At 69.3% G+C, this 22,838-nt stretch carries 19 protein-coding genes and 2 pseudogenes; 13 read left to right on the top strand and 8 right to left on the bottom strand.

The window, feature by feature from the left end:
- Positions 1-151 precede the first annotated feature (151 nt).
- A complete protein-coding gene (locus tag ACQEVG_RS17805; protein ID WP_432984309.1) occupies positions 152-964 on the top strand; it encodes an alpha/beta fold hydrolase in 813 nt (270 codons plus the stop codon).
- Between the two features lie 387 nt (positions 965-1,351).
- On the opposite strand, the gene ACQEVG_RS17800 is transcribed toward ACQEVG_RS17805, so the two are convergent.
- Positions 1,352-2,302 (bottom strand): TetR/AcrR family transcriptional regulator C-terminal domain-containing protein, encoded by a 951-nt coding sequence (locus tag ACQEVG_RS17800; protein ID WP_432984306.1) that lies wholly within the window; start codon positions 2,300-2,302, stop codon positions 1,352-1,354.
- 194 nt (positions 2,303-2,496) lie between these two features.
- Between ACQEVG_RS17800 and ACQEVG_RS17795 the strand changes: the two genes are divergently transcribed.
- Positions 2,497-3,606: an FAD-dependent monooxygenase gene (locus tag ACQEVG_RS17795; protein WP_432984303.1), complete on the top strand. Its 1,110-nt coding sequence runs from the start codon at positions 2,497-2,499 to the stop codon at positions 3,604-3,606.
- 260 nt (positions 3,607-3,866) lie between these two features.
- Here the strand turns inward: ACQEVG_RS17795 and ACQEVG_RS17790 are convergent, their stop codons facing one another.
- Positions 3,867-4,307, bottom strand: coding sequence for a hypothetical protein (locus ACQEVG_RS17790; protein WP_432984300.1), 441 nt, complete (start codon positions 4,305-4,307; stop codon positions 3,867-3,869).
- 17 nt (positions 4,308-4,324) lie between these two features.
- Between ACQEVG_RS17790 and ACQEVG_RS17785 the strand changes: the two genes are divergently transcribed.
- Both ACQEVG_RS17785 and ACQEVG_RS17780 read left to right on the top strand, forming a co-directional pair.
- The gene (locus tag ACQEVG_RS17785) at positions 4,325-4,459 is read left to right on the top strand and encodes a DUF5958 family protein (protein ID WP_432985453.1); all 135 of its coding nucleotides are present in this window, start codon (positions 4,325-4,327) and stop codon (positions 4,457-4,459) included.
- Between the two features lie 243 nt (positions 4,460-4,702).
- Positions 4,703-5,803, top strand: coding sequence for a hypothetical protein (locus ACQEVG_RS17780; RefSeq protein ID WP_432984297.1), 1,101 nt, complete (start codon positions 4,703-4,705; stop codon positions 5,801-5,803).
- Positions 5,804-6,137: 334 nt separating this feature from the next.
- Here ACQEVG_RS17780 and ACQEVG_RS17775 read toward each other — a convergent pair whose 3' ends face one another.
- Positions 6,138-7,250, bottom strand: coding sequence for an ABC transporter substrate-binding protein (locus ACQEVG_RS17775; RefSeq protein WP_432984294.1), 1,113 nt, complete (start codon positions 7,248-7,250; stop codon positions 6,138-6,140).
- A gap of 711 nt (positions 7,251-7,961) precedes the next feature.
- Between ACQEVG_RS17775 and ACQEVG_RS17770 the strand changes: the two genes are divergently transcribed.
- The 7 genes from ACQEVG_RS17770 to ACQEVG_RS17740 all read left to right on the top strand — a co-directional run bounded on the left by ACQEVG_RS17770 (position 7,962) and on the right by ACQEVG_RS17740 (position 17,191).
- Complete coding sequence (locus ACQEVG_RS17770) at positions 7,962-9,518, top strand: oxidoreductase (protein ID WP_432984291.1); 1,557 nt, start codon at positions 7,962-7,964, stop codon at positions 9,516-9,518.
- A 1,000-nt stretch (positions 9,519-10,518) separates the two neighbouring features.
- The gene (locus ACQEVG_RS17765) at positions 10,519-11,727 is read left to right on the top strand and encodes a sedoheptulose 7-phosphate cyclase (RefSeq protein ID WP_432984288.1); all 1,209 of its coding nucleotides are present in this window, start codon (positions 10,519-10,521) and stop codon (positions 11,725-11,727) included.
- Entirely contained in the window at positions 11,724-12,503 is a 780-nt protein-coding gene (locus tag ACQEVG_RS17760; RefSeq protein WP_432984285.1) for an SDR family NAD(P)-dependent oxidoreductase, read from the top strand. The genes ACQEVG_RS17765 and ACQEVG_RS17760 overlap by 4 nt, the downstream gene beginning before the upstream one ends.
- A 46-nt stretch (positions 12,504-12,549) precedes the next feature.
- A complete protein-coding gene (locus ACQEVG_RS17755) occupies positions 12,550-14,082 on the top strand; it encodes a GMC family oxidoreductase (protein ID WP_432984282.1) in 1,533 nt (510 codons plus the stop codon).
- Between the two features lie 13 nt (positions 14,083-14,095).
- A complete protein-coding gene (locus tag ACQEVG_RS17750) occupies positions 14,096-15,136 on the top strand; it encodes a Gfo/Idh/MocA family protein (protein ID WP_432984279.1) in 1,041 nt (346 codons plus the stop codon).
- Entirely contained in the window at positions 15,133-16,458 is a 1,326-nt protein-coding gene (locus ACQEVG_RS17745; protein WP_432984276.1) for a sugar porter family MFS transporter, read from the top strand. Before ACQEVG_RS17750 ends, ACQEVG_RS17745 begins: the two co-directional genes overlap by 4 nt.
- A 7-nt stretch (positions 16,459-16,465) precedes the next feature.
- Positions 16,466-17,191: an HAD family hydrolase gene (locus tag ACQEVG_RS17740; RefSeq protein ID WP_432984273.1), complete on the top strand. Its 726-nt coding sequence runs from the start codon at positions 16,466-16,468 to the stop codon at positions 17,189-17,191.
- Between the two features lie 58 nt (positions 17,192-17,249).
- On the opposite strand, the pseudogene ACQEVG_RS17735 reads toward ACQEVG_RS17740, so the two are convergent.
- Both ACQEVG_RS17735 and ACQEVG_RS17730 read right to left on the bottom strand, forming a co-directional pair.
- Positions 17,250-17,437 (bottom strand): annotated as a pseudogene (locus ACQEVG_RS17735) (ATP-binding protein); the annotation flags it as partial.
- 377 nt (positions 17,438-17,814) lie between these two features.
- Positions 17,815-18,045 (bottom strand): response regulator transcription factor, encoded by a 231-nt coding sequence (locus tag ACQEVG_RS17730; RefSeq protein WP_432984269.1) that lies wholly within the window; start codon positions 18,043-18,045, stop codon positions 17,815-17,817.
- A 327-nt stretch (positions 18,046-18,372) separates the two neighbouring features.
- Here ACQEVG_RS17730 and ACQEVG_RS17725 point away from each other — a divergent pair, with 327 nt between their 5' ends.
- Positions 18,373-20,304, top strand: coding sequence for a SpoIIE family protein phosphatase (locus tag ACQEVG_RS17725; protein WP_432984266.1), 1,932 nt, complete (start codon positions 18,373-18,375; stop codon positions 20,302-20,304).
- A gap of 263 nt (positions 20,305-20,567) precedes the next feature.
- On the opposite strand, the pseudogene ACQEVG_RS17720 reads toward ACQEVG_RS17725, so the two are convergent.
- Positions 20,568-20,769: pseudogene (locus tag ACQEVG_RS17720) on the bottom strand (transposase); the annotation flags it as partial.
- A gap of 178 nt (positions 20,770-20,947) precedes the next feature.
- Between ACQEVG_RS17720 and ACQEVG_RS17715 the strand changes: the two are divergent.
- Positions 20,948-21,250: a hypothetical protein gene (locus ACQEVG_RS17715; protein WP_432984263.1), complete on the top strand. Its 303-nt coding sequence runs from the start codon at positions 20,948-20,950 to the stop codon at positions 21,248-21,250.
- 50 nt (positions 21,251-21,300) lie between these two features.
- Here ACQEVG_RS17715 and ACQEVG_RS17710 read toward each other — a convergent pair whose 3' ends face one another.
- Together ACQEVG_RS17710 and ACQEVG_RS17705 are read right to left on the bottom strand one after the other, a co-directional pair.
- The gene (locus ACQEVG_RS17710) at positions 21,301-21,813 is read right to left on the bottom strand and encodes a hypothetical protein (protein ID WP_432984260.1); all 513 of its coding nucleotides are present in this window, start codon (positions 21,811-21,813) and stop codon (positions 21,301-21,303) included.
- Between the two features lie 172 nt (positions 21,814-21,985).
- Positions 21,986-22,732 carry a hypothetical protein gene (locus ACQEVG_RS17705; RefSeq protein WP_432984257.1) on the bottom strand — a complete coding sequence of 249 codons (747 nt, stop codon included), beginning with the start codon at positions 22,730-22,732 and terminating at the stop codon, positions 21,986-21,988.
- Positions 22,733-22,838 lie beyond the last annotated feature (106 nt).

The raw sequence follows: 22,838 nt of genomic DNA, 5'->3' as shown, positions 1-22,838 counted from the left end.
TTGTGGCCGGAGGAGGCCGCAGCCCCGGCGCGGCAGCGTCATCCCGAACAGCAAACGGGCGATGCGCGGTTGTTTGCGCATGGGCCGGTGAGCCGGTCTGCCGCCGAAACACGTCGGCGGGATCGACGGTCACGAAGCTAGGGTGCCCAGCATGAACTCCGCAGCCATACATGGGGCAACGCTCCACTACGACGACCTCGGCCCCTCGGGCGGGCTGCCTGTCCTCCTGATCCACGGGCATCCCTTCAACCGCAGCCTGTGGGCGCCCCAGGCCAGGGCGCTGTCCGAGGCTGGGTACCGCGTCATCGCCCCAGACCTGCGCGGCTACGGCGACAGCAGCATCACCCCAGGCAAGGTCTACCTGTCCGATTTCGCCGACGACCTCGCCGGCCTGCTCACCCACCTCGGCATCGAGCAGGCGGTGGTGGGCGGTGTCTCCATGGGCGGCCAGATCGCCATGGAGTTCCAGCGCCGTCACCCGCACCGCGTGCACGCACTCGTACTGTCCGACACCTCCGCCCCCGCCGAGACCCACGAGGGCAAGGAGTTCCGCAACCGTCTGGCCGGCCGGCTCATCGCCGAGGGCATGGACGGATACGCGGGCGAGGTCATCGACAAGATGCTCGCTGCCTATAACGTCACCGCCCTGCCGGATGTGGCCGCGCACGTCCTGGACATGATGCGCGCCACCAATCCCCGCGGCGCCGCGGCAGCACTGCGGGGACGGGCCGAACGCCCCGACTACCGGGAGACGCTGGCCGCCGTCCGCACTCCAGTACTGATCATCGTCGGCGCGGACGACGTCTACACGCCCCTTGCCGACGCCGAGGCCATCCACCGCCTCGTCCCGCACGCCACCCTGACCGTCATCGACCAGGCTGGTCATCTCCCCGGTGCCGAGCAGCCCGAACGCTTCAACGCCGCCCTGCTCGACTTCCTCACCCAGATGGCCATTCATGCATAACCCGCACCCGAAAGCCGCGACCCGCGAGCAGCAAGAAGCAACGCCAGCCCCGTCTCGGCCTGGCGCCGTACCCTCGACGGTCGGCGCATAGGCCGGTCCAGCACGGAGATGGATTCCTGACGTACTCCGTGTGGCAAGCCGCACGAACCCACCGTGGACCAAGAGGTGACTCGGCAGCAAGTCCGCTTCCAAGGATCAGCAGCAGACTTCACAGGTGGCGCGGACGATGAGGCGACCCCCTGTTCGTGGTGCGGACGTCGTGAATCTCGATGGTGCTCCTGACCCACTGCCTGTCCGCGAACGCAGGTGTTCGATCCCTGCTTGCATCTTCCGTTCTGCGACGGGATCACAGTGCGCCACCGCTGAGACCGCGAGCGGGCATCCGGCTCAGACTCCTGTTGGTCCCCGTCGGCCTTCGATGATGTCCGCGATGCCGTCGAGTAGCGGTCGAAGGCCGAACTCGAACAGTGCGTCGAGGTTCAGGTCGTAGCCGTCCTTGAAACCTGTCACGATCCGGGTGAATACGGGGTACCGGTTCGACTTGATGATCACTTGCATCGATGAGGCTTGGAGCTCCATCCACTGGTCTTCGGTGAGACCTGTGGCGGCCTCGGCCTGGGCTTCCCGTTCCAGGTTGACCGCGATGCCTTGAATGTAGCTGTACAGCAGCACATGCAGGTCGAACATGGTCACCGGGTCGAGGCCATGACCGTCCAGGGCGCTGAGCATCCACTCGCCGTGCACCATCAGATTCGGAAGCATCAGCGGGCGGTTGAGCGGACCGATATGGGCCAGCCATGGGTGCTTGCGGTGCAACCGCCACATGGTGTGCGCGCCGAGCTCCAGTCGGGCCCGCCATCCCTCGGGCCCCCGGGCTGGATAGGTCATCTCGCCGTAGGCGGCGTCGGCCATCAGCAGGACGAGTTCGTCCTTGCTGCCGACATAGCGGTATGGGGACATGGCGGCTACGCCCAGACGGGCGGCGACACCGCGCATGGAAAGTGCGGAGAGTCCCTCGGTGTCGGCGACCTCGATGGCGGCGCGGATGATCCCCTCCTGGGTCAGCTCCTGATCCGTGGCGAGGACGGTGCGCCGCTTCGAAGGCCTGCGTACCGACTGGCCGGCGACGACAGTGGCGGCACGCGGGCGGGTTTCCACGATCCCTTCCATGCGCAGTGTGGTCAGAGCCTTGGTGGCGGTGGCCAGCGCGACGCCCCAGTCCCTGGAGATCTGACGGGTTGACGGGACCTTGTCGCCCGGGGTGAGTTCGCCGTCCAGGATGCGGCGCCGGATGTCGGCGACGATGCGCGCATAGGGCGGGTCGGATGCCTCGGCCACGCTGTGTCCCTTTCTTGTTCGCTTCTTTTCTGGATCTTCTCTGGTCTTTTGTCCTGTACTAGTGCAGAGCATACCAGCAGCGACGTCAGCGGCAGGCCCTTCTGACATAGTACAGCCAGGCGTTAACAGCATTTGGCAGCCCTACGAGTACGCCGTACATTCAGTTGTGTACACCGTATGGAAAGGGTTTCAGTATGAAGACGGTCCTCATCTCCGGCGGCGGAATCGCCGGATCTGCACTCGCGCACCTGCTGCACCGCCGCGGCCTCGCGCCCGTGATCGTGGAGCGTGCCCCCGGTCTGCGCCGAGGCGGCCAGGCTGTCGACATCCGCGGCGTCGCACTCGACGTAGTTGACCGCATGGGCCTGCTGGAGCAGGCGAGGGAGGTGCGCACCCGGATGCGCGGGATGTCGATACTCGATCCCGACGGCAACGAGATTGGCCGGTCCACCGAGGCCACCTTCAGCAGCGGCCGGCTCGACAGCGCTGACATCGAGCTGCTGCGGGAAGATCTGGTCCGCCTGCTGCACGAGCACACGCGTCATGACGTCGAGTACCTCTTCGGAGACAGCGTCACGGCTCTCAACCAGGACGCGGACGGTGTGCGTGTCCACTTCGCGCACGGTCCCTCGCGCACTTTCGATCTGGTGGTGGGGGCCGACGGACTGCACTCGACGGTCCGGCGGCTGGCTTTCGGTGCGGAAGAACGCTTCTCCAGCCATCTGGGCAGTTATGTATCGGTGTTCAGCGCGGACAACTTCTTGGCCCTGGACAACTGGCAGATGTGGCTGCAGGACGGCGACGCGGGATTCGGCATCATGCCCGTACGCGACAACGCGGAACTGAGGATCGCCTTCGGCTTCCAGTCCGGCCCTCTCGACGGCGACCATCGCGACACCGAGTGGTTCCGCGAGCGTGTCACCGACAAGCTCGCGTCGCTGCGCTGGGAGGCAACGAGGCTGGCGAAGGCCGCCGCCGAAGCACCCGATTTCTACTGTGACGCGATGGCCCAGATCCGTATGGATCACTGGTCGCGAGGCAGGGTAGTGCTGCTCGGGGACGCGTGCTACTGCGCGTCCCCACTGTCGGGTCAGGGGACGAGTCTGGCCCTGGTCGGCGCCCATGTGCTCGCCGACGAGCTAGGCCGGGCTGGCGAGGACCACCGCGGCGCGTTCGCCCGCTACGAGGAGCGCATGCGGCCGTTCGTCGAGCTCAACCAGGCGCTGGCCACCGAGAACGCGGGCGGACCGGCCTCCGAGACGTCTGTGACGCGGGCCAAGAACGCCATCGCACTCGACAGTTGACAACGCGGCCAACCCCCGGCTGTTGGCCGGTCACCGAACGTGAAGGCAGGGCATTCCGCAGCTACTGATAACCAGACGTACCAACAGCGCTCACGTCCTCGGGCTGGTGTTTGAGGTAGGCGGTGGTCAGGACGACTTCCGTGCCGGTGCCGTCGCGGCTTGGAAGTGCCGGTTGGGGCAGCGGCCCTGAGGGGTACCGCGGCCGCACTGCCCCGTGCAGGCGCCGCGCCACTCAGCGGCTTGTTTCGCAGCCAGGGAGATCACCCGGCCAGTCGGCGGGGTATCGGTCCTTGTTCTCCGGCCGGATCGGCATGGTCATTCTTCTGCGCGGCGACGGCAACCAGGCGGCGGATCCGTGCGGCGGTGTGGCCGGCGTATCCGGTCGGCCACTTCCGACTGACGAGCTCGATGTGGTGCCCGGTGGTCATCTCCCAGGTGACGAGCGGGAGATCAACCGAACCGGGCGCCGGGTTGACCCGCGTGTTGTGGCCCCTACGGACCAGGTCGACGGCCAGCCGCACGCGGTAGTCGGCCGCGCTGTCGGCTTTGAGCTGCTCGTCCAGGGCGGCGGCCCACGGCATCAGCGGCCGCTTCTTGTTGGCCAGCGGCCCGTACGGCCGGGGTCGTTGGAGTCCCCAGGCCGGGTCGGCGTCCTCGGGGCGGGTGGCGGCGATGATCGCCTCCACTCCCCCGCCGGGCACGCCGTAAGGCCTTCCGGCTGCTGATTGCGGTACTCGCGATCGCGGACGGACGGCGCCGCGAGCGCTTCTGCTCCGGCGGATGCGGTCACTGGTGGCACAGGCTGTCCGCCGCTGATTCCGCCCGATCAATCAGATCGGAAGGGGTCTCGTGAACTCTTCCGGCATCGGGACTGGTGGGCTCGCATGTTGAGGCGTCGCGTATTCAATGTCTGCGGAGGAGTTCAGTCACTCAGCATGTGCTTCGCTCTCATATGCGGCTGCGATGTGGCGACTTGAGAAAGGGTGGCGCACCCACACCGTCCGCCCAGCCGGCCTCGCTGTCAGCGCTCTGTGTCATGATGCGGACGCGTCCCAGGGGAGCGGGCCGCGGTCTACTGATTGCCAGGGGGTTGGGGATGGGCGCGGGTACGGAGCCGGACGGCTCGTCCAGGTCCGACGAGGAGTGGGAGCGGTTTCTGCGCGAGTCGGTGGCGGGTGCCGCCAACTCGCCCAAGGAGCCGTCGGCGCGGGCCCGCGACGTGGCAAAGCGGCTGCGCGCGGAGCCCGTCCGCGGCCCGGAGGGCTGGCGCAGCTACACGCCCGCGCGGCCCAAGCGGCGCACGGGCTGGTACGTGGTCGGACTGCTGGCCTCGCTGGCGCTGCTCGTGGTGGCGCTCGCGCCGGGGCGGATAGTGAACCTGTTCGCCGGCGACGACCCTGACTCCCCGCCGCTGGCGGCCGAGACCGCCCGCCCGACCCAGGTACCTCCGGCAGAGGCGGCCCAACGCCCCACCATGGAGGAGCCGTTCCGCGGTTCGCCGGCGGCGAGCTGGGCGAGCGGAGCGGCGGGGATCACCGTGCCGAAGGCCGGGGCGGTCGGCTGGATGAGCGCGGCCGAGGTCGAGCGGGCCCTCGCCCGCAGCCGGGACTTCCTCGTCGCGTCCGGCCTGGACCGCGGGGTGCTGCAGGGCGAGCGCCCCGAGAAGGCGATTGCACTGATCAACCCGCACCAGAAGGACGTCCAAGACCTCCTGAAAACCGCTTTCCGAACCCCGAGCGAGAGGAACGACCCCCTCCTCCTCTTCAGCCGCTTCCAGCCCTCCCGCACCCGCCTGGTCGGCGACGTCGTGAAGACCCGGGGCCGGCTCACCTACCGGGAGGGCGAGCGCGGCGCGCTCCAGGTGACCGCCGACGTCACCTTCGTCTACCCGGTCACCCGCCCGGACGCGGGCGGCGACGACGAGATCGTGCGCACGATCGTCCGGCGCGAGCTGGTCCTGAGCTGGGACGACCCTGACAAGGTGATCACCGAACCGGGCACGTTCTCGATCGTCTCGTACAAATACGACATGACCAACGGCGGCTGCGGCGCCCCCACGGGCTACTTCACCCCGCCCTTCGGCACGGACCGCCGGGCGGACGAGGCGGGCCCGGAGGTCGACCCGTACGACCGCAGCGCGCCGGTCGGGCGGGGCGAGTCCTCTGGGGACGGGTGCGGGAGGGCGACGCGGTCCTAGCGCGGCCTTGACCGGTGGCTCGCATGTTGAGGCGTCGCGTATTCCTCGTTGAGTTCGGTCCTGATGTCACCGTACTTCCGAGACCAACGTGCCTGCGGGACTGCCGCGCTACAGCCCTGGGCCCGCCTCCAGGACGGGTGTCGCCTGTTCGCATCCGATGCAATTGGCGTCGGTAGGACAAAGGGACCGTGGTTGGCGCTGAGATAGGTCTCGATGCCGGTCCGACTGCCGGCCTTCTCCGGGTTGCCCCGGCCGGCGCCGACTGCCGCGCGAGGTAGACAGGTAGACAGCCCCAAGTTCGGACAGATCTGGGCAGTCGGACCGCCGTGCTCTCTCAGCCGGCGTGAAGGATCCGAAAGCGATCGGGTTCCGCCGGATCTCGATCAACGACTTGGATTGGCGTCCAAGCCCATTGCCAAACGCTGATGCCTGGCGGGCGGGAGAACTGGATCTGCCCGCGGGTGCCTTCGACTGCAATGCGCGGCCAGGATTCGGCAGTGCGCGCCCGGTCCACGCCGTGAGAACGCAGCACATCGGCGAGGACGGCGACCGTGTCGTAGCCCTCGAAGGCGACGAAGGAGGGCGCTTCGGCCAGCCGCTCGCGGAGGGCCGTCTCGACTCGTGCACCGAGTGGGCTGAGGCGCTCGGGCAGGTAGCGCAAGAACGGGATCGCGGCGCTGTCGTCGCCCAGCAACGTCGCCCATTCGGCGAACTCCGGTTGCCCGGCCGGAGCACCAATCATGATCTCGGCGAGGCGCTGGTCGCGGCGGACAGACTTGACGATCGACACTGCCGGCTCCGGGTGGCCGACCAGAAGAAGGAGGGCTGTCGCGCGATTGTCGACGAGTTCGTCGCACACGGCCGTGGGGGCGAGCGCGCGCATGTCGAGTTCGATGACGGTGCCGCCGCGTGGAGCGAGGTAGTCCCGCAGAATGCGGGCCCCAGATGCCCAGTAGACACTCGACTCGGCTGCTACGGCGATTCGACTGTGGCCCGCGCTGAGGAGGAAGTCTGCGTAGATCTGCCAGCCGTGCGTCTGCGCGGGTGCGAGGCGCGCGACCCATTCCGTCGGCTGTTCGGTGAGCGCGTCGAGAACCGCTGACGAGCAGAGGAACGGCAGGCCGAGGGCGTCGGCCCTGGCGGCAGCGGCGCGAGCGGCGACGCTGTGATACTCCCCCGCCAAGGCAGCAACGCCCAGGCGCGCCAATTCATCTACGGCCGCCGCGGCCCTCTGTGGAACAGCCGCGGTGTCTCGGACCACCAGCTCGAGTGGTCTTCCGACGATCCCGCCGGCGTCATTGACTTCGCGAACGGCCAGCTCGAGTCCAGCGAGCAAGTGTTGGCCTGCCTCGACCCAACCAGGCCGAGTTAGCGGAACGAGAGCACCGATCTGGACGGATGGTCCGTCAGTCCGCTCCGCTCCAGGTGGCGACGGTGGCGTATTCATGCGTTGGCGTCTCCCGTGTGACGATTCGGTTGCCGTTTCCCCGGATCGCGGAGTGGCAAGGCCCGGTAGTACGCGTTCATCTCATCCCGCCGTGGCGGGCGCACCTGGGTGACCATGCCGGACATTGCATCCACCACCATCGCCGACAGACAACCGATTATTTGTTCGCTGAGCTGCCAGGCTTCAAGAAACCTTCCATTGATCCCCGAGGCCGTCTTCCTGACGCGGACAGCTGCGAGGCCACCCCGGCCTTGTGCAGAACACACCGGCTAACCGCTGAGCAGGGCTCCACAGAAGCGTTGCGACGTCACTGAACGCATTGCAGAACGCGCCTGAGGCACTCGGAGGACCGGCGGGTGCACGCTCAGCCCCCGCCAGGAATTCAGGAACCCCCGTTTGCTTCGGTCAGTCCAGGGGTGAAACCGGGCGCCTGTGGTGCCGTTCGGCAGGGTCCGCGGGGCAGGGCGACCGGCGGGGGGTGGGCTGGGGCTCGCTCTGGCCCAGCAGCTGCAGGGCGGCTTCGGGGCCGCTGTCGCGGCGGGCTGCGGCGACGTCGCGCACACCGAGCTCTCCTGACGGGCATCAGACGCGACCCACGTTCGTCCCCCGTCAAGACCAAAGGTAAAGATCAAGCTCACAGAATGGGCCGCCTTCCGATCCGTGCGCGGCGGGGGCAAGGCGAGTGCGAAGGAAGATCACTACTCTGCATGAGTGCTCTCATACGACGAGTTGACTTCACCAGAGCGTGAGCTGTGGGACGCGTTCCCCGAGGGACGCCGCGTGGACCTGCGCACGGGTGTGCCCGAGGACGACCGTGTCGCCGAGGGTCGGCAGTGGGGCCTCGGGCGGACGGTTCGGGCCGCCGTGATCGTGGCGCTCCTCCTGGGCGCGAACAGCGCGCAACCAGGCGCCGTCGCATGCCTGAGGCTCGCCGGGGCGCGGATATCCGGACACCTCAACCTGGCCGGCGCGCAGATCGCTCACGTCCTCTGGCTCGAGGACTGCTGGTTCGAGGAGGGTGTGAACCTCTCCGGAGCGTCGACCCAGTCGATTGCGATCGTGGGCAGCCGAGTGCCGGGCGTGGAAGCCGGCTTGATCCGTATCGAGGGGCGCCTCGACCTGCGGCGCTCTCGCCTGGAAAGCGGCTCTGCCTCGCCCTTCCACCGCAGGGTCACCGCCTTGTCGCTCATCAACGCCCACGTGAGCGGCGCCGTGAATCTCAGTGGCGCCGAGATCACCGCACCTGAGGAATGGGCCGTGTCCGCCGGCGGACTGGTCGCGGAGGGCGGCGTCTACTGCGTGGACGGATTCGTCGCGCACGGTGAAGTCCGTCTCATGGGGGCACAGTTGCCAGGGGGACTGCACATGCGGGGCGCACTGCTGGAACGCCCCGGCCAGCGTGGCGTGGCGCTCGCCCTGGACAACGCCGTGGCCTCGACGCTCGACTTCTCCGACGGGTTCATCGCGAACGGGACCGTACGGCTGCGGGGTGCTCGGATCTCGGACAACCTGACCTTTGAAGGAGCGGTCCTGAACGGGCCGCCCGACGGCCACGGCCCGTCATTGGTCGCCCTGCTGATGCAGGCCGTCGACTTCGACTTCACCCTCGCCCGGCCACCGTCCGGCACCGTGGACCTGCGGGGTGGGCAGGTGTCCTACCTCCACGACAGCGACCACAGCTGGCCGGACGTGGTGGAGTTGGACGGCTTCGTCTACGGCTCCATCAAGGTGGACGAGGCAGGCGAGCGGCGGGAGGCAGTGGGGCGGCGGGACTCCGTGACCCACCGTGTGGCGTGGATACGACGCGGCCCGGGCTACAACCCCCAGCCCTACGAACAGTTGGCGAGCTGGTACCGGAAGGCCGGCCACGACGACGACGCCCGCCGCGTACTCCTGGCCAAACAACGCCATCGGCGTCAAACTCTGCTCCCAGCCGCGCGCGGGTGGGGGCACCTGCTCGACGTGACCGTCGGCTATGGCTACCGCCCCTGGCTGGCCGGCGTCTGGATCCTCGCGCTGACCCTGCTGGGCAGGCTGTCCTTCGGCACTCACTCCCCCACCCCGGTGAAACAGGGCGAAGGCGCCCCGTTCCAGCCCCTCGTCTACACGCTCGACCTCTTGATCCCCATCGGTGCTCTGGGCCAGCGCACGGCCTGGTACTGGTCTAACGCCAGCCTCCAGTGGCTGGCCTACCTGCTGATCGCCTGCGGCTGGGTGCTGACGACCGCCGTCATCGCGGGTGTCACCCGCACCCTGCAGAAGAGTTAGTGGTCGACAGCTGAGCTCAGGCATTGTCGGCAGAGCAGTGCGCATCCGAGGGTGAGGAAGCCTCGTGGATGTCGGCGTTGCCGCCGCGAATGGTGCACGGCCGCGCACCGTTGAGCACGGCGCCTACCGAGGCTTTCTCGCCAGTTGGGGGGCACCCGGTAGGCCTACCAGTTGTCCCACGCCTGCTGCGTCTACGGGTTGTCAGTCCACGGATGGACCGTCAGCCCGTACCAATCGCCTTGCCTCTCCATCCGCTGCCGATGCGACTCGGCCAGGGCGACCAACGGAAGGATGTGGCAGCGGCAGCCGCGGGAGGCGCGCGCACCGCTCTGACACGGGCGTCGTGATGCCCTTGAACAGCGCACCCCGAACCGGGCCCCGGGGATGTCATGACTGTTCCCCCGGGCCCCGTGGTGTGTCCGGGTCAGGTCAGGTCGGTGCTCTGCGGGCCGCCGGTCCCCTCCGCCGTCGGACAGTCTCACCCCGAAATGGCCTTCCGGGCCGACCGGCACGCTCCTCCCCATCGCCTTCCAGGGTGTTACCGGCGGTTTGTCGAAATGCTGTGCCTGTACGACCCATCCAGCCGGGTCTCAACTCGTAAGACACAACATGCCAATTGCCGGTGAGATATGCCACACGATCGAAAGTTAAACCGTATGCGAACCGCGGGAGTTCATCGGCGGAGGGTCCGTGTTCGGAAGTCGCGACCAAATATTTTCAGCCCCGCCGGGCGAGGGCCGAGATGTCGCCGAGGGCGGTCGATTCGGGGTGGCGGGTCGGGGCGGGGATGACATTCCGGCCATCGCGTACGGGGCCACCGTCGACGGTCGGGGTGGACCCGGAGGGAAACAGAGGTGTCCCCTCGCGTATATCAAGGGGTGCACAGAACCAGACATATGGCGCGAACCTCTCGATTGGCTGCGCTCTGGCCTCCCTGTATGTTTCACATTGCAACAAACCCGCCGCCATGCCGGCCCGCCCGGCCAGGAGGAGAGTCACCATGAACGACGCCCTGCGTCAGCAGAGTTGGAAGATTCAGACGGAATTACCTGTCGAGTACGAGATAGTCGAAAGTCATGGCCTGCTCGACCCGGGGAACCCTGAACTCCTCACCATTCCCGGGGGAGGTCGGGGGGCGGGTACCCGCCTCGTCATCCTCGACCATTCCGTTGACGAGTTGTACGGCGCGAAAATTCGAACCTACTTCTCGGACAATGAGGTGGTGGTCGATTATCTGACGCTTCCCGGCTCGGAGGAGAACAAGTCCATCGAGCGCGTCCTGGAAGTGGTCAACAAGCTCAACGAGGTCGGCACCAACCGCCTCAGCTCCCCGCCCATCGTCATCGGCGGCGGTGTCGTGGCGGACGTGGTCGGGCTCGCCGCGAGCCTCTACCGACGGGGAATCCCCTTCGTTCGGGTGCCCACCACTCTGCTCGGTCAGGTCGACGTCAGCGTCGCCGCCAAGTCCGGCATCAACTACGGGGGATATCGCAACCGTCTCGGCGCCTACACCCCTCCTCCGAGAACGCTGATCGACCGTCGCTTCCTCGCCACCGTCCCCGACCGGCAACTGCGCAACGGCATGGGCGAGATCTTCAAGATGGCCCTGATCAAGGATCTGCGTCTCTTCGAGCTCCTTGAGGAGTACGGCGCGATGCTCATCGGGTCGCGCTTCCAGGACCCGGAGCCCGGAGGCACCGGCCTGCCGGGAACGGTGGCCGACGAGGTCATCGGCCGGGCCATCGCGGGAATGGCCGAGGAACTCCAGCCCAACCTGTGGGAGAAGGACCTTCAGCGGTCCGTGGACTACGGGCACTCCTTCTCCCCTCTGGTGGAGATGCGGGCCCTTCCCGAGTTGCTGCACGGTGAGGCCGTGGCCATGGACTGCGTCTTCTCCGCCCTCATCGCCGCCGACCGCGGCCTGATCGACGGCGCCCAGTTCGAGCGCATCGTCGCGGTGGCACGGCGCATGGGGCTCGAACCGTCCCACCCGCTCTTCTGCGACGTGGCACTCGTCCTGGAGGGCCTCGCGGACACCGTGCTGCACCGCGACGGCCGGCAGAACCTGCCGATGCTCACCGGGATCGGCGAGGTCTGCTTCCTCAACGACGTCACCGAGAACGAGATCGAGCGGGCTTGCGACGGAATGGGCCGCCTGCTCGACACGGACGCCGGCTGTCTGGACCGGCCCGTGGGGGCCGACCTATGAGCGAAGGCGCCGACGCCCGGGGCTCCGTGGACCAGAAGGTCGTGGTCGTCACCGGCGGCAGCGCGGGTATCGGCCGCGCGTCCGCCGCCGCGTTTGCCGAGGCGGGCATGCGGGTCGTCATCGCCGCCCGCAGCGAGGTCTGCGGCGCCGAGGCCGAGCGCGAGATCCGGTCGCGCGGCGGCCAGGCGCACTTCGTCCGCTGCGACGTCACCAGCCCGGACCAGGTCCACGACCTCTTCACGCGAGCGGTCGAGCGGTATGGCCGAGTGGACTGCGCCTTCAACAACGCCGGTGTCCCCGGTGACGGACGCCTCGCCGACCTCGCGCCCGAGGACTTCGACCGTGCCTTCGCCGTCAACACCCGGGGCCTGTGGCTCTGCATGCGGGAGGAGCTGCGGCTCATGTCCGCCCAGGGAGGCGGCGGCAGCATCGTCAACAACACGTCGGTGCACGGCATCCGCACGGTGTTCCCCGGCATCGGCGCCTACGTCGCGTCCAAGCACGCCGCGGTGGCCCTGACCCGCGTGGCGGCCATGGAGAACGGACACGAGGGCATCCGCGTGAACGCGGTCGCCCCGGGCCCCATCGAGTCCGACATGCTGGCCGCGTCGGAGGCTGCCGTCGGCGGCGCGACGACCTGGCGCGGGCTGATCCCGTCCGGTGAGATCGGCACCCCGCGCCAGGTCGCCGACGTGGCGCTGTGGCTGTTCTCCGCATCTTCCTCGTACGTCAACGGGCAAGTCATCGGCGTCGACGGCGGATTCCTCGCGACCTGACCCGATCGCCTCCCTACCCCTGCTCCGCGGAGCGAAGGACACACCCATGGAAAGCTTCACCACCCACGACTTCATCGTGGTCGGCGCGGGCGCGGCCGGAAGCGTCGTCGCCGCCCGGCTCAGTGAGGACCCCGCACGCAGCGTCCTGCTCCTGGAGGCCGGGCCACCGGACGCCGACGCGCGCATCGCCCGGCCCGCCTCCTGGCCTTCGCTGCTCGGCGGCGAACTGGACTGGGGCTACCGGACCGTGCCGCAGACCGCCCTCCACGACAGACGGCTCGCCTGGCCGCGCGGCCGGGTCGTGGGCGGATCCGGGGCGATCAACGCAATGGTGCACATCCGGGGCGCCGCCTCCGACTTCGACGCCTGGCAGCGCTGGGGCGGTGACACCTGGGACGCGCAGCACTTCCTGCCGTACCTGGAACGCCTGGAAGGGCCCGCCCACGCCGCGCCGTACGGCAGCCTCCCCGTGGCGGAGAACACCCAACCCCACCCCTTCACCGCCGCGTTCGTCGAAGCCGCGCAGAAGTACGGCCTGCCCGGCAACCCGGACTTCAACGCCCGCCGGCAGGAGGGCGTGGGCCTCTACCGCACCAACCGCACCGCCGACGCCCCCGGCGCTCCGGCCCGCCGCGGCAACACCGCCCACACCCACCTCAGGCCGGCCCTCGAACGCCGAAACCTCACCCTGGTGACGGACGCCGCGGTCCTCGGCCTCGTCACGGACGGCGGCCGCGTCACCGGTGTCCGGGTCCGGCGCGGCGGCACGGTGACCTCCGTGGCCTGCACGACGGAGGTCGTGGTGTGCGCCGGGGCGGTGGCCGCCCCGCAGCTGCTGCTGCTCAGCGGCATGGGTCCCGCCGCCGACCTGGCGGCGCTGGACATCCCCGTGACGGCCGACCTGCCCGGCGTAGGCGCCAACCTCCACGACCACGTGCAGGTGTCGCTCGCCTACGACACCGCCGAGGGCCACCCCGTCGCCGACTTCTCCAACCTCGGCGAGGCAGGCGGCTTCGTCCGCCTCGACAGCGTGGCGGCCGAGCCCGAGGTGCAGCTGTCCTTCGCACCGATGAAGGACCTCAACAACGCGGCCCGGCTCGGACACGGCTTCACCATCGGCCCGGGCGTCACCCGCCCCCTCAGCCGCGGCCGCCTCACCCTGGCCTCCGCCGACCCCGACGCGCACCCGCTGATCGACCCCGCCTATCTGACGGACCCCGCCGACGTGGACGTCCTGGTGGAGGGCGTGCGCATCGCACGTGACATCGCCGCCACCGATCCGCTCGCGGGCCTGACCACCGGCCGCGCCCCACTCGGCGCGACGGCCACCCGCCGCGAGGTGGAGGCGTTCGTGCGGGCCAACGCCCAGACCCAGTTCCATCCGATCGGCACCTGCCGGATCGGCGTCGACGGGGACGCCGGAGCGGTCGTCGACCCCAGGCTCCGGGTGCGGGGCACGAGCGGGCTGCGGGTGGCCGACGCCTCCGTCATCCCGAACATGATCACCGGGAACATCCACGCCGCCGTGGCCGCGGTCGCCGAACGCGCGGCCCGGTTCATCCAGGAGGACCACGCATGACAGGGGACCACGCATGACGACACACGACGAGCACGACGGCACCCTGCGCTGGGGTGTCCTCGGAGCCACCTCCTACATCGCCACCCACCTGATGCCGGCCGTCGCCGCGACGCCCGGCTGCGCGCTGACCGCGGTCGCCAGCCGCCCCGAACGGGCCGCCGCCGCGGCGGAACTCGGCCGCGCCCACGGCGCCACGGCCCACCCGGACTACGCGGCGCTCCTCGCGGACCCCGCGGTCGACGCCGTCTACATACCGCTGCCCAACACCGAACACGTCGACTGGACCCTGCGGGCCCTGGCGGCCGGCAAGCACGTCCTGGTCGAGAAACCCATGGCGATGGACGAGGAGGGCTGCGCCCGGATCGAGAAGGCGGCCGAAGCGGCGTCCCGCAGCGTCATGGAGGCGTTCATGTACCGCTTCCACCCCCAGCAGCGGCGCGCCGCCGAGATCCTCGCCAACGGGGAGATCGGCGAACTGCGCCTGGTACGCGCCTCCTTCGCGTTCCGCATCGAGAGCGGCAGCGGCAACATCCGGCTGGACCCCGCCCTGGGCGGCGGAGCCACCTGGGACGTCGGCTGCTATGCCGTCGATGTCCCGCTGTTCTTCTTCGGTCAGGCGCCCCAGCAGGTGAGCGCCCGCTTCAGCAGCCGCCCCGGCCTCACCGTGGACACCAGCGCGGTCGCGACGATGGACTTCGGCCAGGGGCGCTCCGCGGTTGTCGACTACAGCATCGACTACGGCCCGCGCGCAGCCTACGAACTCCAGGGGACGCGCGGCACCCTCATGGTGCGCAACGCCTGGGCCATGGACGGTGAGGACGGGGTCGTCACCGTCCTCACCGAGGACGGCTTCCGCGAAGAGACCATCCCGTCGGCCAACCACTACCACCGCCAGGTCGACGCCTTCGCACGAGCCGTACGCGACGGCGCCCCCGCCCCGATGTCGCTCGCTGACTCCCGGCGCACCGCCCGGGTGGGCAGCGCGTTCGTGGCGTCCGCCGCCGCCGGCGGCGCCGCCGTGGTCACCTCGGGAGAGGCGACGGAGGCCCGGTGACTCCGACGAAATCACCGGCGTCCACCCGCACCCTGACAGTCTGCGTCGCCTCCGTCGGAGGGTTGCTCTTCGGCTACGGCACCGGCGTCATCGCCGGCGCCCTGCCGCTCGTGACCGCCGACTACGGCCCGTCGTCCTGGTCGCAGGGTGCCGCCGTGTCGGCCGCCCTGCTGGGAGCCGCATTGACGGCTCCCAGCAGCGGCAGGCTCGCGGACCGCTTCGGCCGCCTCCCCGTGATCGGTGCCGCGGCAGCGGTGTACGCGGTGGGCACCCTCGCGTCCGCGGCCGCCACCGGGGCCGGGTCGCTCCTCGCCGGGCGCTTCCTGGTCGGCCTGTCCCTGGGCGCCACCTCCTTCGCCGTACCGCTGTACATCTCGGAGATCGCGCCGCCGGCCCGCCGGGGCGCGCTGGTCACGCTCAATCAGCTCATGATCACCCTCGGTCTGCTGCTGTCCTACGTCGTCGCCTACGCCCTGGAACCGGCCGGCGCCTGGCGCTGGATGCTGGGCGCCGGCATCGCTCCGGCTCTGCTCCTGCTGACCGGGATGTTCCTCGTCCCCGAGTCGCCGGACTGGCTGCGCAGCCGCGGTCACGACGCACGGGCGGCCCTGGCGGCAGCCCGGCTCGGTCTCAAGACGGGCGACGGTCCCGCCCCGGCGGCTGTACGGCGGGGTACCGGACTGCGCGGGGCCTGCGGGCTGGCGGGCCGCCGATGGGTGGCGCTGGGCCTCGCGATCGCGATCCTGGTCCACCTGACCGGTTTGAACACGGCCATCTACTACGCCCCCACGATCCTGGCCGCCGGCGGTCTCACCTCGGCCGGGGGGATCGTCGGATCGATCCTGGTGGGCGTGTGCAACGTCGCGGCCACGGTGATCACCGTGCTGTTCCTCGACCGCTGGGGGCGACGCCCGCTGATGATCGGCGGACTGGTCGTCATGGCGCTCACCGCCGTGGCGATCAGCACCGCCGAACTCCTCGGCCACGAGGGAGCCGCCACCGCCCTGCTGCTGTGCCTCTTCATCACTGCCGGGGCCGTCGGCCCGGCGGCGGTGTTCTGGGTGTACATCGCGGAGATCTACCCCTCCGAGGCGCGGGGCGCGTTGATGAGCCTGGCGACAGCGGCGCACTGGGCGGCGGACTTCGTGGTGGCCACGACGTTCCTCCCGCTGGTGCAGCACCTGTCGCTGGCCGGGACGTTCGCGCTGTACGCCGCCATCACCGGGGCGTCCGCGCTGGCGCTGGCCCGGCACATGCCCGAGACACGGGGTAAGCCACTGATGGCCGCCGCGCGGCCGACGCCCGCCTACCTCACGGAGTGACCGCGCGGTGACCGCGGACCGATCGCGGACCTCCGGCCCGCGCGTCCAGGTCCGTCCGCCGCGGATACCGGCACGGGCCCTGACCGAATACACCCTCCCCAAGACCCAAAAGGCACGCATGCACCCCGATCTCGCCCCCCGCCACGCCAGTTGTCTGCTCTTCGACTGGGACGGCACCCTGGTCGACAGCCAGTACGTCAACTACCGGGCCATGGCGGCCGTCCTTTCCCCCGAGGGTGTGGACCTCGAACAGGAGTGGTTCGACGCGCGCACGGGACTCTCGTCGGCGGAGATGATCCGCACCCTGGTCGGCGAGCGCTCCCTGCGGCTCTCCCGCCCCGTGGAGGACCTCGTCGCCGACCGCGACCGGATGTTCCTCGAAGAGGCCCACACCGTACGACCGCACCCGGAGGTGCTCCTGGTCGTCGAGGCCATGCACGGCCGGGTCCCCATGGCGGTGGCGTCCGGCGGAGCGCGCCACGTGATCGAGGAGACCCTGCGCCACCAGCCGTTCCGCGACCACTTCGACACCCTCGTGACCCGTGACGACGTCGACCGCGGAAAGCCCGCACCCGACATCTTCCTGCGCGCGGCCGAGCTGCTCGGGGCCCACCCCTCGCGCTGCACCGTCTACGAGGACAGTGACGAGGGCGTCGAGGCGGCCCACGCGGCGGGCATGACTGTCATCGACGTACGCCCCTACACCGGCATCCGCTTCCGGTCCGGCACCTGAAGCCGCCTCCCGCCCCGGTGACCCGCGCGACCCGCGCGGGCAGCGGTCGGCACCAGATTCACCAGTCCGGATCGTCCAGCATCAGCCCCGGACTCTGCGACTGCACGCCGTGCGTGGCCTGTTGCGCCCACATCACCTTCCCGTTCGGTGTGTACCGCGTCCCCACCGGCCGGCGAGCTGGGAGACAAGGAACAGGCCCCGGCCACCCTCATCCGTGGTGGGCGCGCGGCGCAGGTACGGCTCCGAGCCGATCCATGTCCGGCTGCTGTACGCCCGTAGGTCCGGATCTCACGCAACGGCATTGCGCCCAACCGCCCGAATCGCGGCCCGGCCTGGCCCAGCCGACCCATGATCGCCGCAGCGCCCTCCCGAGATCAGACCGCGCGCAGCACGGCGATCACCGCCGGACCCCGCAGTCGGCCGACTTCGACCACGACTTCCTAGCCCTGATCGCCCGCACACTCAGCGACCCCACGCACGACGGCCGGCACAGGGATGGGGTGAGGAACTCGGCCTGGGCCGGTGAGCAGCCGCGAGTGCGGCCGCGGCGTTCCCGGGGACGGGCAGGGGCGCTGGATCGCCTTCCTGGGGTTTCCTGCCTGGTGCGGGCGGGTGTCATGGCGTCACAGTCCCAGGGAGATGGCGAGTCGGGTGAGTTCGGCGGTGGTGGTGATGTTGAGCTTGGTCCGGATTCGGCGGAGGTAGGCGTCGACCGTGTGCCGGGAGAGTCCCATGTGGCGGGCTGTTTGCAGGTAGGTGCGCCCTGCGGCGATATGCCGCAGTGTCTCCTGCTCACGCGGGGCCAGCGCAGGCGCGGGGGCTTCGGCGTACGGCGTGGTGAGGGTGAGACTCATGGGATTTCCTCCGACGGATCGGCTCGGTCATCACTGCTCACACCCTCGGAAGCAGGGGACATACGCTGGAATGCTGCGTTTTGTCCCTTTTGAAGAGCTTGGCGGGGCTACTTCATGACCGTGTCCGCCGACTGTCACAGGCCTGTCACAGGGGTCCGCAGGCACGCCACAGCGCGATCACAGCAAGAGCCGCATGGCTACGGAGATGACCTGCCACTGAGGGAGGCCCTTCGTGCCGGCGCTGGGTTGGTGCTCGGTGCCTGTGAGGATCATGCTGGTCAGGGGGGCCCGGGGCGTGCAGGTTCCCGAACGGCGAGATGAGCGGCGATGGAGCGACTTCCCACCCCTCCCGGTGAGCGGCCGGACGCGTCGGACGCCACCCCGGGGCCGGCCTGCACCGCGACGGCCACCGTCGATGAGCAGGGCACGGTGACGGGGTGGAGCGAGGGTGCCCGGCGGCTGCTGGGCTATCTGCCTTCGGAGGTGGTGGGGCGGGCCGCTGCCCGGCTGCTCGCCGATGACGCCGATGACGCCGGGGAGGGGGCGTGGCGGGATGCGGGCGGGCGGGAGCGGTTCAGCGGCACCGTGGCGTTGCGGCACCGGGACGGCCGCCGGCTCGAGCAGCACCTGCTCGCGCACCGCCGCACCCCGGGCGGCGGGTGGCTCGTGGTCTCGGCCGTGGCCGGCCAGGCCCGCCCGCCGGAGGGTGAGGCGCTGCAGGAGTGGGCGTTTCGCCAGTCCCCCGACCTCCTGGCCCTCTTCGATGCGGACCTGCGGCTGGTGGGGGCCAGTGCCGGCATGGAGCGTGCGCTGTTGCTCACGCAGGAGCAGATGCGCGGGCTGCGGCTGCCGGAAATCGTGCCGCATCCCGTCAGCGAGGAGGCGGAGACGACGATGCGCCGGGCACTGGAGAGCGGAAAGGTGCAGCACACGGAGGCCCGCCTCCACCCCACCGGTGCCGGCGCGGAGCGCGACCGACCCGCCTCCCTCGTTCCGCTGAAAGACCGCGACGGGCGGGTGCGGGCCGTGTGCCTGACGGCGAACCCCGGGTCCGGGGAGTACCTGGCGGCGCACTCGGGGTCCGGGGAGGATCTCCCTCCCGCTCCCGGCCGGTACCCCCGGGAGCACACCACCACCATGACCCTGCAGCGCAGCCTGCTCCCCCACACGCTGCCCGATCAGGCGGCCCTGGAGATCGCCTCCCGCTACCTGCCCGCCGGCACCCAGGCCGGCGTGGGCGGCGACTGGTTCGACGTCATCCCCCTGTCCGGCGCCCGAGTCGCCCTGGTCGTCGGCGACGTCGTCGGACACGGCATCCGTGCCTCCGCCACCATGGGCCGGCTACGCACCGCGGTACGCACCCTCGCCGACGTCGACCTGCCACCCGACGAACTGCTCACCCACCTCGACGACCTCGTCATCCACCTCTCCGCCGACGAAGCCGGCACCGAAGGCGCCGCCGAAACCGCCGGAGGCATCGGCACCACCTGCCTGTACGCCGTCTACGACCCCGTCTCCCGCCACTGCACCCTCGCCCGCGCCGGCCACCCCCCACCCGCCGTGGTCACCCCCGACGGCACCGTCCACTTCCTCGACGTCCCCGCCGGCCCCCCACTGGGCCTGGGCGGCCTGCCCTTCGAAACCTACGAAACCGAACTCCCCGAAGGCAGCCTCCTCGCCCTCTACACCGACGGACTCCTCCAAGCCCGCGACCACGACATCGACGACGCCCTGGACACCATGTTCGCCACCCTCGCCCGCCCCGCCCCCACCCTGGACACCCTCTGCGACACCATCCTCGCCACCATGCTCACCCACCACCCCGACGACGACATCGCCCTCCTCATCGCCCGCACCCGCGCCCTGCACACCGACAAAGTCGCCACCTGGAACCTCGACAGCAACCCCGCCATCGTCGCCCAGGCCCGCAAAAACGCCACCGACCAACTCACCACCTGGAACCTCGACCACGCCGCCTTCACCACCGAACTCACCGTCAGCGAACTCGTCACCAACGCCATCCGCTACGGCCACCCACCCATCCAACTCCGCCTCATCCACACCAACACCACCCTCATCTGCGAAGTCTTCGACTCCAGCAACACCGCCCCCCACATGCGACGCGCCCGCACCTTCGACGAAGGAGGACGAGGCCTCCTCCTCGTCGCCCAACTCGCCCACCGCTGGGGCACCCGCCACGCCCCCATCGGCAAAACCGTCTGGACCGAACAAACCCTCACCGGACATTCCGGAGACTGACAACCACCCGCACCTCCCCCGCATGCAGAGCCCCTCGCCGACCCGCACCCCAGGCCCCGCCGTGCACGGGCCTCCCCAACACACCGACCGTCACCTCAGCCCGAAGCCTTCCGCACCCCGGAACCTCGCGCCCCGGACCTGCAGTCTGCGCAGCACTACTGGACTCGTTTGTACTGCTCAGGCAGGTTGGTTGTGTTTGTGCGGCGACACTCTGACTTCGTGCTCCATGGGCTGGCTCGGTGCCGAGGTGTTCGACGGCGCAGGCGGATGTCGTCGCGGACCGTGTCGGCGTCCCAGCGGGCGCTTCGCAGCAGACGCTGTATTGGCCCACGACGTGCGTGACCGGCTTGTTCGGCCAGCCGCCGACATGTTCTTACGCTCGACGCCGGTGAGCAGCCCGAGTAGGTACGCACGCGCAGTCGTTCGGGGTTCCACTCGCCCGAACGGTCCCGCGATCCGGGCTATGACCTGGTCGAACATCGCCCGCCAGCGGGCAGGGTCCGCTATGGCCCACGACCACCGCACGATCTTCAGAAGTCCACACCCGATGATCGTGAGGTGGCCGCTGCCGCTCCAGGCAGGATCCCGGGCAGTGCCGAACGCCTCACTTCGGCCCGACGACCCTGATCGACAAGATGAGCACATGGACAGCGAACCTCTGCAGATCCCGCTTGATCAGCTCCGGCACGCCTTCGAGCTGGCACTGCAACACATCGAAGTGTCAGCCGGCAGCACAGTGACGCTCGAACACGCCTACTTCTGGTCTGTTCCGGGCGACGAACTCTACGACGTCCCCAACGAACCGAGGACGATCACAATCGGGCAGCTCTCCGAGTCGTGGCAGCACCTTGATGACCTCCTCGCCGACCCGGACCGGGCCGTGGGCCACCACCTGGTCTGGCTTGCCGATGTCCTCCGCGCGATCGGGCAGGACACCGCCTGGTAGCCCGCTTTACGCTCTGCCCCCCAGCGGCGGCGCATCAGAAGGGAAAGCCGTTATCCCATCAGCGCGGCCCAGTCGCCGGCGAGGTACTGCCGTTTCCAGGTGTCGATCTCGTGCGCCGGCATCTTGTATTTCCTGGCGGCCTCGGCGCTTGTCGTGGGTCCGTGCAGGACGACCATCACGATCCTGACCCGGTCCGCCAGCGTCAGCTTGTCCTTCGGCTTGTCCGGCAGGTCCTCGAACCGGGTACAGCCCTGCGTGCCGGGCTCGCCCGGCTCCCCCCACCGACCCGGGCCGCCACCCCTGCCACTGTCACCGCCCTTACCGCCCTCACCACCCGTGCCGCACTCACCGCCCGTGCCACCGACACCACCCCTACCGCCCGTGCCGGCGCTACCGGCGCTACCGGCGCTACCGGCGCTACCGGCGAGCCCAGCAGCCTCGGCCCGCTGTGCGGGGCCTGCCGCAGCGGTGTGCGGCGCCTGCGCGGCACAGGCGACACCAGCCGCGAAAACCAGCGAGACCGGCGCCAGGACAAAACGACGCTGCCAGAAACTTCCAGACATGAGATTCTCCGTATTCCTCACAAAGAGCGTGACCCCCGCAGACGCTGTACGTCCGGCCGCCGGACTTCAGCAGCCGCAGCCCGGCCAGACGGCCGGTAGGGGTGGGCCGGTACGGCCCGGACGGCATGAGCCGTCCGGGCCGCCGATGTGACCACAGGGTGAAACAGCCGCCTCAGACGGCGTCGCCGCCCGCACCGCCGGTGCCGCCCACGACACCACCGGTGCCGCCCGTGCCACCGGCACCGCCAGTGGTCCCACCAGCACCACCCGTGCCGCCGTTACCGCCCACGACACCACCCGCGCCGCCAGTACCACCAGCACCACCCGTGTCAGCACCCTTGCCGCCCGCGCCACCAGTACCGCCCGCGACACCACCAGCGCCACCGGTACCACCAGCACCACCCGTCTTCTTCGGCTCCTCCTTCTTGTTGTCCTTCGGGTCGACCTTCTTGTCGTCCTTCGGGTCCTTCTTGTTGTTGTCCTTCGGGTCGACCTTCGGGTCGTCCTTCTTGTTGTCCTTCGGGTCCTTCTTCGGGTCGTCCTTCTTCTTCGGGTCGCCCTTCTTGTTCTCGTCCTTCTTGTCGTGCTTCTTGTCGTGCTTGTCGTGCTTGTCGTCCTTCTTGTTGTCGTGCTTGACGACGACGATGACAACCTTCTTCTTGCCGTGCTTGTCCTTCTTGATCACGACCTTGATGACCACCTTCTTCTTGTCGTGCTTCTTGTCGTGCTTGGTGTCGTGCTTGTCCACATGGGTGGCCAGGCTCACCGCCGGCGAGGCCGGCATCGGGGCCGCCATCGCGGAGGAAGCCGGAATGATGGCGGCCCCCGCCACGAAAGTGCCCGAGGCGAAAAACGTCGCCAGACGCAGACCCCGACGCTTGGAACGGGCATCACTGTGGGTGTTAACGGTACGAGACATGACTTACTCCTACTGAAATAGATGGATTCATTGAATTTCCCGGGAAACCGGGATGACGTGTAAAAGGAGGAAAACCCTCGGAAAGGAATTCCCTTTCACCGTGCCG

Origin of the sequence: Streptomyces sp. CA-135486 (genome assembly GCF_050936555.1) — a bacterium.
Lineage (GTDB): Bacteria > Actinomycetota > Actinomycetes > Streptomycetales > Streptomycetaceae > Streptomyces.
This window is presented reverse-complemented; position numbering and strand designations above follow the sequence as displayed.

Coding starts and splice junctions, on each gene's coding strand:
- ACQEVG_RS17805 (WP_432984309.1), top strand. CDS start 152: ATGAACTCCGCAGCCATACATGGGGCAACGCTCCACTACGACGACCTC.
- ACQEVG_RS17795 (WP_432984303.1), top strand. CDS start 2,497: ATGAAGACGGTCCTCATCTCCGGCGGCGGAATCGCCGGATCTGCACTC.
- ACQEVG_RS17780 (WP_432984297.1), top strand. CDS start 4,703: ATGGGCGCGGGTACGGAGCCGGACGGCTCGTCCAGGTCCGACGAGGAG.
- ACQEVG_RS17775 (WP_432984294.1), bottom strand. CDS start 7,250: ATGAATACGCCACCGTCGCCACCTGGAGCGGAGCGGACTGACGGACCA.
- ACQEVG_RS17765 (WP_432984288.1), top strand. CDS start 10,519: ATGAACGACGCCCTGCGTCAGCAGAGTTGGAAGATTCAGACGGAATTA.
- ACQEVG_RS17760 (WP_432984285.1), top strand. CDS start 11,724: ATGAGCGAAGGCGCCGACGCCCGGGGCTCCGTGGACCAGAAGGTCGTG.
- ACQEVG_RS17755 (WP_432984282.1), top strand. CDS start 12,550: ATGGAAAGCTTCACCACCCACGACTTCATCGTGGTCGGCGCGGGCGCG.
- ACQEVG_RS17750 (WP_432984279.1), top strand. CDS start 14,096: ATGACGACACACGACGAGCACGACGGCACCCTGCGCTGGGGTGTCCTC.
- ACQEVG_RS17730 (WP_432984269.1), bottom strand. CDS start 18,045: ATGAGTCTCACCCTCACCACGCCGTACGCCGAAGCCCCCGCGCCTGCG.
- ACQEVG_RS17725 (WP_432984266.1), top strand. CDS start 18,373: ATGGAGCGACTTCCCACCCCTCCCGGTGAGCGGCCGGACGCGTCGGAC.
- ACQEVG_RS17715 (WP_432984263.1), top strand. CDS start 20,948: ATGGACAGCGAACCTCTGCAGATCCCGCTTGATCAGCTCCGGCACGCC.
- ACQEVG_RS17710 (WP_432984260.1), bottom strand. CDS start 21,813: ATGTCTGGAAGTTTCTGGCAGCGTCGTTTTGTCCTGGCGCCGGTCTCG.
- ACQEVG_RS17705 (WP_432984257.1), bottom strand. CDS start 22,732: ATGTCTCGTACCGTTAACACCCACAGTGATGCCCGTTCCAAGCGTCGG.